The following is a 13,163-nucleotide window of genomic DNA, read 5'->3' on the forward strand; positions in this document are numbered from 1 at the left end:
GCATCTTCAATTGAAAATATTTATTTAAAATCAGATCCTTACAACAATACGCAAATAACAACCAATAAGAATGAACGCGCACCCCTTCGGGAAGGAGCCTAATCATGAGCCAGGAAACATTTGGCCGCCTGTTGAGCGCTTCAACCAAGGAAGAAGAGACACCCGAAATTGCCGCAATGAAAGCGGGCAAAGCGAAAGGTCTCTCCCCTGAAGCAATTGCAATGGCTGCAAGTCTTGCACATGACACCATCTCCCAAAGCGTTCTTATTGGCAGCGTCAGATTGACAGACGCGCTCATTATCGCGCTTTCCGGCTACATCGCGCTCTATTCGGTAACCTCAAATCTGGTTCCGGATATGATTGCCGCGCTCGCAATGTTCGCAGCGCTTCCCTTCACGATTATGCTCTTCCACATCAGTGAGATTTATGAGCCAAAGCGCCTCGCTCGCCCTAGCTCGCAGGCACTTCGTTTGTTTATGGGCTGGACGATCGTTTTTGCTGTCGGATCTTCGTTCTCCATGCTTGCAATTCCTAGCAGCAGCCTTCCACATGATGCGCTTTTGCGCTGGTACGGTCTCGGCTTTGTTTCGCTTGCAGTATTTCACGTTGTTCTCAGCCATTACACCAGCAAGTGGGTAAAGAACGGCCAGCTAACCCGCCGCGCTTTGCTCGTTGGTGGCGGCAATGCAGCAGCAGACCTCATCGCGGACCTTGAGCGCCAGCCAGACAACGATATTACCATCTGCGGTATCTTTGATGATCGCGGCAATGATCGCTCTCCTCCAAGCGTTGCGGGCTATCAAAAGCTTGGCTCTATCTCTGACCTTGTGGAATTTGCCCGCATCGCAAAAATCGACATTCTGCTGGTCACCATCCCAATGCGCGCTGAGAAGAGAATCCTAGAACTTCTTGAAAAGCTTTGGGTTTTACCAGTTGATATTCGCCTCTCCGCTCACTCCGAGAAGATGCGTTTCAGAAACCGTGCCTCATCTTTCGTCGGAACAATTCCCTTCGTGGATGTAATGCAGAAGCCGATTGCGGACTGGGATTACATCTCCAAGCGTATCTTTGACATCGTAATCGCCAGCGCGTCTTTGGTGGCCTTGTCTCCGGTTTTCCTCATCACTGCGCTGATGATCAAACTGGATAGCTCAGGCCCTGTGATCTTCCGCCAGAAGCGGTACGGCTTTAACAACGAGCTGATCGAGATCTACAAATTCCGTAGCATGTACCAAGACATGACGGATAAGAACGCTGCCAATCTGGTAACCAAGTCCGACCCTCGCGTTACCAAAGTCGGCCGCTTTATCCGCAAGTCCTCGATTGATGAGCTACCACAGCTCCTCAACGTGCTTCGCGGTGAACTTTCCCTCGTCGGTCCTCGCCCGCATGCGCTTTCTGCAAAGGCTGAAAACCACCTCTACGAGCAGGTTGTTGATGGCTATTTCGCCCGCCACAAGGTAAAGCCGGGTGTAACCGGATGGGCGCAGATTAACGGCTGGCGCGGGGAGACAGACACGCAGGAGAAAATCCAGAAGCGTGTTGAATACGACCTGTACTACATCGAGAACTGGTCGGTTCTGTTTGATCTCTACATCCTTATCAAAACACCGTTCAGCCTGCTGAATACCGAGAACGCCTACTAGGACCACCAGTGCAAGTTAACGTCACCAAACTGGCCGGATTAATGCCGCTTCGCATTCCCCTCTCGCGGGAAGCGTTTTTGTGCAGCTGCCTGTTTGCAACGCTTGCACTAAGCGGTCTTGTGATGTTCGAGCCCTCTCCATACGAGCTGATGATCGCCATCCTGCTTGTGGTAAGCGTGATTGTTGGCGTTAGCTTGCGGCGCGACCTTGTTCCGCTGATCGGCTTGATAAGCCTTTATAACGTCGGCGGGTTGATGACTATTGGTGTCGCCAACGACACAAAATACGCAATCACATTTGCAGCGATCAGCCTATTCCTCGCGGTCTCGGCGATTCTGTATGCGGCCATTCTCTCCGACAAGCCAGAGCGATGGAAAACCATTGAGACAGGCTACATCGCAGCGGCTGTGTGTTCGGCGTTTCTGGCCATTCTTGGATACTTCGATGCGTTTCCCGGCGCTTACGATCTCTTGACCCGTTATGGCCGCGCCAAGGCATTCTTCAAAGACCCGAACGTATTCGGTCCGTTCCTTGTTCTGCCTACCTGCTTCATCATCTACGATATTTTGAAGAAGCCTCTGGCAAGCTCTCTTGGCAAAATGGCCCTGCTAGCCGTTCTGGTGTTGGGTATCTTCCTCTCGTTTTCACGCGGTGCATGGGCGCTTTTGTTCATCTCTGCTGCAGCTGTTTACCTGCTGACATTCATCAATGAGCAGTCGGTAAAGGGACGCAACAAGATGCTAGGCCTGCTGCTGCTGGCAGCGTTCTCGCTTGTGGGCTTGTTGCTAGCTGCGCTGTCGGTAGAAAGCGTCTCATCCATGTTTTTTGAACGGGCCAAGCTCGTACAAAGCTATGACGCTGATCGCTTAGGCCGCTTTGCCCGCTATCTACTTGGTATTGAATTCATACTAGATAAGCCGTTTGGCGTTGGCCCCGGTGAGTTTGGCAAAGTCTTTACTGAGGATGAGCACAACGTCTACCTGAAGGGCTTCACCACCTATGGCTGGCTCGGTGGGCTCTCCTACATCACACTTGTAGGCCTTACGCTTATCAAGGCCGTTCCATTAGTGTTTAAGCCACGCCCTTACCAGAAGTACACAATCACGCTGCTCAGCGTCTTTGTTGGTCACATCGCTTTGGGCATGCTGATCGACACCGATCACTGGCGTCATTTCTATCTGCTTCTGGGCGGTCTATGGGCTATTATCGCAATGGAAACAGCCTACTCGCGGACCCACGCGTTTTCCACTAGAGGGGCAAACCCATCCTATCTTCAGGCTTGATAGACCAAATCGAACAAGGTACTTAAAATTATCAAGGGGTTGGCATGCCTATTTATGCAAGCCACTTTCCAGACTGAAGGAATTTCGGGCAGTAGCGCAGCCTGGTAGCGCACTACACTGGGGGTGTAGGGGTCGTGGGTTCGAATCCCGCCTGCCCGACCATTTCTTTCCAATGCACACGCCGACTGCCTGAGGCTTTTAAATGCCTCGGACGTCGATGCGCGGCCAGCTTCCCGACATATAAGTCTTTGCCCTGATTAGAATAACTCCTCCCTTCCTCTAGTCTTACCCTTTGAAGAAAGACATCAGGAAAGCTGGGAGGCTCCATTCCGTCATGTCCAAGCCATGCATAATCTGCGTTGCCATTACAGGCGCAGTACCGACGAAAAAAGATAACCCTGCCGTTCCAATCAGCGTTCCAGAGCAGATCGAAAGCACGCATGAGGCTTTTGAGGCTGGCGCGTCCATCGCCCACTTGCATGTGCGTGATGATGAGGGAAAACCAACTGCGGATCGGGACCGCTTTGCTCAGCTTAAAGAAGGCATAGAGAAGCACTGCCCTGGCATGATCATTCAGCTCTCGACGGGAGGCCGTACCGGTAACGGCAAAGACCGTGGTGCGATGCTGTCCCTAAAGCCGGACATGGCCTCTCTTGCAGTGGGATCAAACAACTTCCCCAACCGCGTCTACGAGAACCCGCCGGACCTAGTGGCATGGCTTGCAGATGAAATGCGCGAGCACAATATCACGCCGGAGATTGAGGCCTTCGACCTCAGCCATATCATTCACTCAGCTAGAATGAACAAGGAAGGCTTTCTGCCGGGCAAGCTCTATGTGCAGTTCGTTATGGGCGTGAAAAACGCCATGCCTGTCGATAAGCACGTCTTCGATTTCTACGTCGCAACGATGGAGCGCTTGGCACCTGACGCGAACTGGTGTGCAGCCGGTATTGGCGCAGGGCAGCTATTGGTCAACGAATGGTCCATCGCTGCTGGTGGCCATACCCGCACGGGGCTAGAGGACAACGTTCGCCTCAACAAAACCACCCTCGCCCCTTCCAATGCAGCGCTAGTGAAACTCACCGCTGATCTCTGCGAGAAGTACGAGCGCCCCGTCGCAACGTGGCAGCAGGCTAGAGAGATTCTCGGTATTCCATTCACAGGCTAACAAGCCTCACACCAATCAATAAAAAAGGCCGGTGAAGCACCTCAGCTCCACCGGCCTTTTTGAATCCTAGAACAAGGACTTGCGCTTAAACGCTCTCATGCCAGTTTAGGTATTTCTTCTCAATCAGCTCGATAACGAGCGAGAGAAGATAGCCGATGAGAGAAAGCAGCAGAACGGAGACCAGAACCATGGAAACGTCGGCAGTTTCCTGACCAAGGCTGAGAAGGTAACCGAGGCCACCACGCGCGCCCATCAACTCACCGATAACAGCAGCAGTCACAGCCAACGTTGCACCAACCTTCATGCCAGCAAACAGCAGTGGCAAAGACTGAGGCAGCTCAATGCGAATGAGGCGCTGCCAAGGGCTAAGACACAGGATCTGAGCCAGAGAGTTGAACTCAGGGTTCATGGAACGCAGCGCGCTGAGCATATTGGACAGAACCGGGAAGAAGGTAACAATCGCAACAAGCACAATCTTCGGCGTCATGTCGAGGCCAAGCCACAGCAGAAGCAGCGGCGCGATTGCAATCTTCGGAGCGGTCTGAATGAAAACGATAACAGGGTTGAGCAGCAGCTCAACAGCCGGAACGCGGAAGAACACCACAGAACCGAACACGCCTGCAAAGGTACCAATCACAAAGCCGATGAGAATTTCGGTAACGGTGATCGGAATATGGCTGAACAGGTCAGCTTTTGTCGTGAGGAACCAGAATTTCTCTACCAGCTCCAGTGGGTTTGGAACCAGATAGGACGGCACCTGAAACAGTTCGCAGGCCAAGGTCCATAGACCCAAAAACACAGCAAGAGAAATAACGGCACGAAGCATTGGCTAACTCGTTCTTATTTGTTTTTGAAAGCAGTAGCCGCCTCGCCAAGCTAGGCTCAAGCGAGGCGGCGCCAAACCAGTAACTGGCTTATTTCAGCTTGGAAGGCAGCTCGACAACCAGATCAGCTGCGTCGAAACCTTCTGGGATGGTTTCAAACTTCAGAGCGGTGTCGATGGATTCCTGCCATGCAGCGCGGTCGCCGTAGCCCAGTTCGAACTTACCGGTGTTTTCGGAGGTCCAGAGGGTTTTTGCGAAGATTTCTTCGATGATGGTGGTTACCATTTCTTCCTGACCAGCAAAGGTCGGGGTGTACTCAGCGATCACCAGTTCAACTTCCTTAGCAACGTCGCCTTCAACAATGTGGTTGATAGCTTTGTTGAGTGCTGCGATGAAGCCCGCAGCAACCTCAGGCTTTTCAGCAAGAAGAGCTTCGGAGGTTACGAGTACGTTGCCGTGGGAAGGCAGGTAGTCGTCAGAAGCGATCATGCCAGGGTTTACGCCTTCAGCCTGCAGAGCGAAGTAGCGCAGCATGGAGAACACGATTGCATCAACCTGATCAGACTTCAGAGCGTCAAGAATTGCACCGGTACCAACGATTTCAACGTTTACGTCGTCGATGGTCTTGCCTTCTTTAGCCATCATCACCTGAAGCTGGATGTAGTTCGGGCTACCGTAAGAAGTTACAGCAACTTTTTTCCCAGCCAGATCAGCTGCGGTTTTGATGCCGCTGTCCTGCTTGAACAGAACTGCACCAATACCCTGCTGGTAGGTGGAGTGAATTACCTTCACAGGCAGGCCGTTTGCGCGTGCTGCGATAACCGGATCACCGTTCGGGAAACCGAATTCAACGTTGCCAGCTGCAATGTTAGACAGAATGCTTGCGCCATCTGCGTAGAGGAATTCTACATCAAGGCCAGCTTCATCGAAGTAACCGTAGTGCTCTGCCACGAACATTGGCAGGTAATAAGGAACCGCAGCACCTTCGATCTGAATGGTAACTTTTTCGCTTGCGTTTGCCGCGCCAGCAAAAGCAACAGTTGCAGCAAGAGCTGCAGCAGCGCCAACCTTTTTAACTGCAGAAAGCAGGGACATTTCCATCTCCGTTTTTATTTGGATTATCGAGCACCAGTGCGTTTGCATTTGAAATTGGGGCCACTGCAAACGCGCCGGATGTCTGTCTGTTGTGTGCATTCCAGCCCGAAAGGCGCAAAACCTTTCGGGAATTATTTAAAAACCGGCAAGAACTGCGCGGGAGGCAGCTTCCGCACCAAGTCTGAGAACGTTCGTCTGGGTGCCTTCGTAGTCTTCCAGCCAGCCGTTGGAACGGCGATGGGCGTGTACCGCCATAACAGCGCTGGTGCACATGCCCAAAGCGCCGCCACAGGCGAAGACCACTTCAGCTTCCATTTCCGCGCCGTCTGCACCGCGCGCCATGAAGTCATCAAGAACAGATGGGTAAGCAGGACCGCCCGGCGTAGAAGGACGACCTTGTGCACGGTAGTAACCGTCAGCAGTCACGCATGTGCCAACACGGCCTGGCAGGCCAAGGGCTTCACGCGCCTCGTTCATGGTCTTGGTCATTTCCTCATGCGCCATCACAAACTCCCCTTCCGGAGCGTAGTGACGGGCCACACCGCTGTTTGCCAATGCGCGGCCAGCAATGAGAAAGTCGCCAAGGTTCAAATCATCCGCAAGCGCACCCATGCCGCCGGTACGCACCGCGTAGCGCACACCCATAGCGGCCAGTTCGACCATTGCGATTTCGGTAGATGCGCCGCCAATACCGGTGGAGCAGATGCCGATGAGAACACCATTATAGGTGCCTGTACCCATCCGATACTCACGGTTCTGACCGATAATCTGGAAATCGGAGAGAACCTTTTCAGCCTTGTCCACGCGGCCCGGATCACCCGGCAACAGGAAGGCTTTAGGCATAACATCAGGCTTCGGCAGATGTGGAGGCACATCGCCCTTCCACGGCCAGATTGCAGAGCGCTCAATCAACGCCATGACAGGAGCCACCTTTCAAGAGTACCAAGGAATTGGTAGATCAAAATGCCCAGAAGAGCGGTCACGATCACCATGGAGAACAGCAGCGGCGACTTATAGGTCGCGCCTGCATAGGTCATCAGATAACCAAGACCGATACTGCCGGAGAGCCATTCAGCAAGAATTGCGCCGATGGTCGCCTGAACGGAGGCCACTTTAAGACCTGCGAAGATTTCAGGCACAGCAGATGGCAGTTCAATGCGGGTAAGGCGCTGATAGGTGGTCAGCTTCAAAATGCGGGACAGGCTGATCATGTTCTCAGGAACAGAGCGCAGGCCCAGCATGGTGCCGATCATCACCGGGAAGAACACCAACGACACCACCAACACAAGCTTGGAAGCAAGACCAAGGCCGAACCACAAAATGAAAAGCGGAGCCAGAGCGATCTTTGGCGCTGTCTGGAAGAAGAAGATGTAAGGAGAAACGATCTTTTCTACCTTTGGCATCTTAGCCAGAATAAAACCAAGACCAAATCCGCTTGCAGAGCCGATAGCAAAACCGGTCGCGATAATGGAGAGCGTGTAGCCAAGGTGCTGCCACAGCGTTTTGCCAGCGTGTTTCACACTACCGGAAAACAGCTTTACCAGCTCTTCAGCCACCACAAGCGGTGATGGAAGAATGAAGCGCGGAACGTTTAGCAGCTCCACATAAGCCCACCACAGGCCAATAAGCGCAAAGGGCGTTACAAACGAAAACACCCAACGTTGCTGGGATTTCGTCATTTCAGTTCCTTACGCAGTACGGAGAGCCAGTGATGGAACTGAGGGTTGTCTTTCAGCGCCTCGCCGCGTTCCACATCATACTTGATGTCATGAATGGTGCGGATACGGCCCGGACGAGCACACATCACAGCCACACGGTCAGAAAGGTATGCGGCTTCTTCAATGGAGTGGGTCACGAACACGATAGTCGCGCCAACTTCCTGCTTGATACGCAGGAGCTCGTCGTTCATGCGGTCACGGGTCAAAAGATCCAGTGCGCCGAACGGTTCGTCCATAAGCACGATACGCGGACGGTAAACAAGTGCGCGGGCAATTGCTGCGCGCTGGCGCATACCGCCGGAAAGCTCTTTCGGAAGCGCGGAGCCAAAGTCGCCAAGACCTACCAGCTTCAGCATTTCCATAGCGCGTTCGTTACCTTCAGCTTTGGATACACCAAACGCATCCAGCGGGAAACGAACGTTGTCGCGAATGCTCAGCCACGGCAGAAGCACAGGCTCCTGAAACACAAAGCCAACATCAGAACCGGAGGTCGGAGCGCCGTCTTTCCAGATCAACTCGCCGCCGCTTGGCTCAATAAGACCGGAGAGAATACGCAGCAAAGTAGATTTACCGCAGCCAGACGGGCCGATAAGGCTGAGAAACTCGCCTTCTTGAATGCTCAAAGAGGTGGGAGACAGAGCCTGTACTTCCCCACCACTGCGAGTCGTGAACGTTTTGGTAATGCCCTCGGCGCGCACTAGTTCCATGCCAACTCCACTCGCTCGGGGCACTTATCCGCGCCCCGCTTAGGGCCACCGACGGCCCTTTGTAATTATCTCAAGCAGCGACCATTCCGAGCAAAGACGCCCCCTTCCCCATTGGGAAGTAAGCGTAAGAGAGTATTCTTGCTCTATGGAATGACACGCAAAATTTCAGTTGTCTTAGTCAATGGTACCCCAAATGAAACTCGGCAAGAATGCGTACTGACGTAGTTCACCACAAGAACATGCCCCTAGGAGATTTGGGATAAAGCAGACATATTTTTGATGTTACCTCAAAAGCACACTGCCGCCGCACTGTAGACGCAACGTAAAACTGCAAGCCCATAACGTATTGATGCAAACCAGCGATCGTTTGATTAGAAGGTTTTTTCTGTTGATCTAACGGGACGATCGTTTCCTAGCGAACTGACCAAGCGCAATTTAACAACCAATAATTGTGTTTATTGATAACTAAACCAATCGCCACCTTTTTTATTTAGGTTCGACCGACTCGCCCCTTGAAACTTGGATAAATGCAGTGGAACTGCATACATCCTCCCTCCGATCAGCTTCCACTCGGAGTCGGGAAACAAGCGCTATTTCGCCTTCACCACCAACGGATCTTGATCGAAAACAGACTTTAGCCGATCCGTTATCCATTGTGACGCAGGCCCGCGTGAACCAGATTTCGGTGTAATAAGCTCGGCCGCTGCAAGCCAAGGGTGGCGGTCAAACTTTACATCAAGGCGCTGCAACAGCCCTGCTTCAATATCCGGCTCAACCATGTGCAGTGGAACGTACCCCCAGCCAACACCCGCCTTCGTGAACTCCTTCAGCATGAAAAAGGTATTCGTACGCCAGACGCTAACCGATAGCTGCGGGAAGTGGGAAAGCTCTACCTCCTCAACGCCCTGAACGATAAGCTGTCGGTGCCGAACCAGATCATCTACGTCCGGCTTTTCCATCATTGCTAGCGGATGACTTGGCGCGACGGCGACCACAAATGGCAGTGAGCCTAGATATTCGATCCTATGCTCTCGCGGTATTCCCGGATTAGTGAAGCACATCCCAACCTGCGCCTGCCCCTCAACCACAAGCGGCTGCACATCAGGGCTGGCAACAATCTGCACCACAAGCTCGGTTACTGGAAAGTTCTCAGAAAACTCTAAAAACATCTGCTGCATCTGGGGCAACAGAAGCGCTTCATCAAGTGCGATCGTTAAACGGGTCTCATCCCCCTCGGATAGTGCCGCAGAAGACGCTTCTAAGTCATAGGCGAGCTGCACCATGGCTTCAGCCATCGGCAACAGCGCTCTTCCCTTTTTCGTAAGGACAGGAGAGCGAGAGGAACGATCAAAAAGCTGGCAGTCGAGATCAATCTCCAAACTGGCAATACCTTGGCTGACAGCAGACTGGGCTTTGCCAATTTTTCGCGCAGCGGCGGAAAACGAACCAGTACGCGCTGCCTCAACGAACATACGCAGATACTCAAGACTATACATATCAGCATCACTTATAGGTACTAACTAGATACAATCTAGATTACAGATATAAGTCGCGGCAAGTCCATTGCTCCAAGAGACAACAATGAAAACAAAAGAACGGATCTTCCACTCACTTGCATTTGAAGCACTGCTAATGGCAACGCTCGTGCCCCTAAGCTCCATCCTCACGGGTCACTCAGGCTCCGATATGCTGGTTGTTTCCGTAATTATGGCTGTAATCGCTATGATCTGGAACTACATCTACAACGTGGGTTTTGATCGCTTGTTTGGTGCTGAAAGAATTACGCGCGGCGTACGGCTTAGAGCGCTGCATGCTGGCGGTTTTGAAGCAGGCCTTGTGCTTATCACGATCCCGATGCTGATGTGGCGTTTGAAAATCGGCTTTATGGATGCCCTTATTCTGGACATCGGTATGGTGCTCTACGTCCTGTTCTACACCATGGTGTTCAACTGGGTTTATGACGTGGCCCGCCACAAAATCAAAACCCGCAAGCTGGAAACACAAACAGCAGCAAACTGAACAAATGACAATGGGCGCCGATGAGCGCCCATTTTCGTTGAACCTGCCATCATTTCACATGACGGCCAGTGCCATCTCCAGAGCGAACCCATTTTCGCTGCCTATTGATAGCCATCTTGGCATCCACCGCCTGCGAGAGGTCATGGCCATTTATATCGGCAAGCCTGTGAAGCAAAATCATAACATCTGCCGCTTCTGCCACGATCTCTCTAGAACTTTCATTGGCAACGATAGCTTCCTCAAGCTCGGCAAGCTCTTCCCTCGCCCGTTTGACGAGATCAACAGGATCACTCACTTCACCAAAAGCAGCGTCTGCCCAAGTGCGGATAGAGTGGCTTGTCTCATTCATGGCTATTCAATCCCTTCTCTTCCGCTGAAACGAAAAAAGGGCCGGAAACCCGACCCTCTCATACTTATGGGACTACACTCAGCTAGAGCGCGCCTGATCAAGCATTCGCTTACACTCAAGTAGCTCGAACAATGTGGCCTGAAGGTTCCGGACATCCTCTTTAGAAAGTCCTTTGCCGACAACCTCTGTCCGCTCGCCACCGCGAAGTCGCTCGATTAGGCCAAATGCCCCGCTGTGCTGCTGAGGTGCAGGGCGATAGTCATCATCATCCTCATTGTCTGGCAGAACCCCGTCCGGAAGCTCTCCTAGTTCATCGTCCTCTTCCGCATAGCGCACAGGCGCATAGCGCTCGTCATTATCCAGATCTTCTTCCAGAGCGTCGGCGAACTGTTCTTCCAGATCATTGTCATCATAGATGTCCTGATCATCACTATCGTCATAACCACGATAGTCGGAAGTATCCTCTTCAACAGCTCCAGAGCGACTTTGCGCCTTAGGAAGAACCGGCATAACGCCGCTTGCAGCAGACATCACGAACTTTACGCCTTGTTCGCGCAAAATCCGCTGTACGCCCTTGATGGTGTAGCCTTCTCCGTAAAGCAGATGACGAATACCCTTCAGAAGCTCAATATCTTCTGGTCGGTAATAACGCCGTCCCCCACCCCGTTTAAGGGGTCTGATCTGCGTAAAACGGGTTTCCCAAAAGCGCAGAACGTGTTGCGGCAGATCGAGATCAGCAGCAACCTCGCTAATGGTTCGAAAGGCGTCTTCGCTTTTAGTCACTTAAACCGCTTGTCTTTATTATATTAATTGGTTTTGTGCGGGTCTTAGGAACCGTCTACGAGCGCGTCGTTAATGCGTTGTTTTAGAACGTTGCTAGGTTTGAATACCATGACGCGGCGCGGAGAAATCGGAACTTCCTCACCAGTCTTCGGATTTCGGCCAATGCGTTCGCCCTTGGAGCGGACGACGAACGAACCGAATGATGAAAGCTTAACAGAATCGCCACTAACAAGGCTGTCGGAGATTTCCGAAAGTACTTTTTCCACCAGTTCCGCAGATTCGGTTCTGGAGAGGCCAACCTTTTGGTAGACGGCTTCACACAGATCCGCACGGGTTACGGTATGATTACCCATAGCTCACTCCTCAAGAAAGCCTTTTAAAGCCTTTTTCCCTAGAAATCAGGATTATTCTCAAGGGGATACGGTATTCACTTAAAGCTGATTGGTCAACAGGCATTGTGCAACAATTAAACCCAAGGTGACCTAACTGGAGTTTACCCTGAAAAGTAGAAGGCGGCTGTGGTAAAACCACAACCGCCACTAAAAGCTTTTATGCTAAGCCTTTGCAACCAGTAGATAAACCGGCCTGCCAATTACCAGCGAAGCAGCACTGCGCCCCATGTAAAGCCGCCGCCCATGGCTTCCAGCATAACCAGATCGCCTTTTTTGACTTTGCCTTCACGGACGATGCTGTCCAGCGCCAGAGGAATCGATGCTGCAGAGGTATTGCCGTGCAGCTGAACAGTGGTCACCACTTTCTCAGGGGCGATTCCCAGTTTCTTTGCGGAAGCATCGATAATGCGCTTGTTAGCCTGATGCGGCACGAACCAATCCAGATCATCGGCAGTTGTGCCGGTAGCTGCAAAGGCTGCTTTAATAACGTCGGTTACCATGCCAACTGCGTGCTTGAAGACTTCCTTGCCTTCCATACGCAAGTGACCGGCTGTCTGAGTAGTAGACGGACCGCCATCCACGAAGAGCTTGTCTTTGTGACGGCCATCAGAACGCAACTGGCTGGAAAGGACACCCTCACCCATTTCAGCCGCATCACCTTCACGCACTTCCATAACAACTGCACCAGCACCATCGCCGAACAAAACGCAGGTTGTGCGGTCTTCCCAGTCGAGAATGCGGGAGAATGTTTCTGCGCCGATAACCAGAGCACGCTTTGCAAGGCCGCCGCGCAGGTAAGCGTCAGCGGTCGCAACAGCATAAACAAAACCGGAGCACACAGCCTGCACGTCAAATGCAGCGCCATGGGTAATGCCAAGCTTTGCCTGAATGGTGGTGGCAGATGCCGGGAAAGTGTTATCCGGAGTGGATGTCGCCAGAATAATAAGGTCAATGCTGGAAGCATCTACACCTGCGTTTGCAAGCGCAGCCTGAGCAGCCTTAAGACCGAGATCAGACGTATACTCACCTTCCGCCGCAATGTGGCGCTCCTGAATGCCAGTACGCTGAACAATCCACTCGTCGGTGGTATCAACGATCTGCTCAAGATCCTTGTTGGTGAGCGTTTTCTCAGGCAGGTAGCTGCCGCAGCCGAGTACAACAGAACGAAGTGCGTTCACA

Annotated in this window: 13 protein-coding genes, 1 tRNA gene and 1 pseudogene; 5 read left to right on the forward strand and 10 right to left on the reverse strand. The window is 52.4% G+C overall.

All coding sequences use genetic code 11. The annotated features are described in order from the left end of the window. Positions 1–104 precede the first annotated feature (104 nt). The 4 genes from E1162_RS08870 (at position 105) to E1162_RS08885 (ending at position 4,097) form a co-directional block, all read left to right on the forward strand. Positions 105–1,646 (forward strand): undecaprenyl-phosphate glucose phosphotransferase, encoded by a 1,542-nt coding sequence (locus tag E1162_RS08870; RefSeq protein ID WP_257098874.1) that lies wholly within the window; start codon positions 105–107, stop codon positions 1,644–1,646. A gap of 8 nt (positions 1,647–1,654) precedes the next feature. Then, a complete protein-coding gene (locus E1162_RS08875) occupies positions 1,655–2,929 on the forward strand; it encodes an O-antigen ligase family protein (RefSeq protein ID WP_371311868.1) in 1,275 nt (424 codons plus the stop codon). A gap of 85 nt (positions 2,930–3,014) precedes the next feature. Then, a tRNA-Pro gene (locus E1162_RS08880) sits at positions 3,015–3,091 on the forward strand. A gap of 172 nt (positions 3,092–3,263) precedes the next feature. After that, positions 3,264–4,097, forward strand: coding sequence for a 3-oxoadipate:acetyl-CoA acetyltransferase (locus E1162_RS08885; protein ID WP_155129640.1), 834 nt, complete (start codon positions 3,264–3,266; stop codon positions 4,095–4,097). 85 nt (positions 4,098–4,182) lie between these two features. Here the strand turns inward: E1162_RS08885 and E1162_RS08890 are convergent, their stop codons facing one another. The 6 genes from E1162_RS08890 to E1162_RS08915 form a co-directional block, all read right to left on the reverse strand. Then, positions 4,183–4,923, reverse strand: a complete 741-nt coding sequence (locus E1162_RS08890; RefSeq protein WP_155129643.1) for an ABC transporter permease — start codon at positions 4,921–4,923, stop codon at positions 4,183–4,185. An 88-nt stretch (positions 4,924–5,011) separates the two neighbouring features. After that, positions 5,012–6,016 carry an ABC transporter substrate-binding protein gene (locus E1162_RS08895; RefSeq protein ID WP_155129646.1) on the reverse strand — a complete coding sequence of 335 codons (1,005 nt, stop codon included), beginning with the start codon at positions 6,014–6,016 and terminating at the stop codon, positions 5,012–5,014. Positions 6,017–6,151: 135 nt separating this feature from the next. Further along, entirely contained in the window at positions 6,152–6,934 is a 783-nt protein-coding gene (locus tag E1162_RS08900; RefSeq protein WP_155129649.1) for a nucleoside phosphorylase, read from the reverse strand. Continuing rightward, positions 6,925–7,695 (reverse strand): ABC transporter permease, encoded by a 771-nt coding sequence (locus E1162_RS08905; protein ID WP_155129652.1) that lies wholly within the window; start codon positions 7,693–7,695, stop codon positions 6,925–6,927. The genes E1162_RS08900 and E1162_RS08905 overlap by 10 nt, the downstream gene beginning before the upstream one ends. Continuing rightward, the gene (locus E1162_RS08910) at positions 7,692–8,441 is read right to left on the reverse strand and encodes an ABC transporter ATP-binding protein (RefSeq protein WP_155129655.1); all 750 of its coding nucleotides are present in this window, start codon (positions 8,439–8,441) and stop codon (positions 7,692–7,694) included. Before E1162_RS08910 ends, E1162_RS08905 begins: the two co-directional genes overlap by 4 nt. Before the next feature lie 590 nt (positions 8,442–9,031). Further along, a complete protein-coding gene (locus tag E1162_RS08915; RefSeq protein ID WP_155129658.1) occupies positions 9,032–9,937 on the reverse strand; it encodes a LysR family transcriptional regulator in 906 nt (301 codons plus the stop codon). Between the two features lie 85 nt (positions 9,938–10,022). On the opposite strand from E1162_RS08915, the gene E1162_RS08920 reads away from it, so the two are divergent. Then, positions 10,023–10,460, forward strand: coding sequence for a PACE efflux transporter (locus E1162_RS08920; RefSeq protein WP_155129661.1), 438 nt, complete (start codon positions 10,023–10,025; stop codon positions 10,458–10,460). Between the two features lie 49 nt (positions 10,461–10,509). Here E1162_RS08920 and E1162_RS08925 read toward each other — a convergent pair whose 3' ends face one another. From E1162_RS08925 to E1162_RS08940, 4 genes and pseudogenes are all read right to left on the reverse strand, one after another. After that, the gene (locus tag E1162_RS08925) at positions 10,510–10,809 is read right to left on the reverse strand and encodes a dATP/dGTP pyrophosphohydrolase domain-containing protein (protein WP_155129664.1); all 300 of its coding nucleotides are present in this window, start codon (positions 10,807–10,809) and stop codon (positions 10,510–10,512) included. A gap of 513 nt (positions 10,810–11,322) precedes the next feature. Continuing rightward, positions 11,323–11,592: pseudogene (locus E1162_RS19770) on the reverse strand (MerR family transcriptional regulator); the annotation flags it as partial. 44 nt (positions 11,593–11,636) lie between these two features. Then, positions 11,637–11,945, reverse strand: coding sequence for an integration host factor subunit alpha (locus E1162_RS08935; protein ID WP_155129667.1), 309 nt, complete (start codon positions 11,943–11,945; stop codon positions 11,637–11,639). Positions 11,946–12,184: 239 nt separating this feature from the next. After that, positions 12,185–13,162, reverse strand: coding sequence for a beta-ketoacyl-ACP synthase III (locus tag E1162_RS08940; protein ID WP_371311869.1), 978 nt, complete (start codon positions 13,160–13,162; stop codon positions 12,185–12,187). Position 13,163: the final 1 nt, after the last annotated feature.

It is taken from the genome of Pseudovibrio flavus (assembly GCF_009711345.1).
Taxonomy (GTDB): Bacteria; Pseudomonadota; Alphaproteobacteria; order Rhizobiales; family Stappiaceae; genus Pseudovibrio; species Pseudovibrio flavus.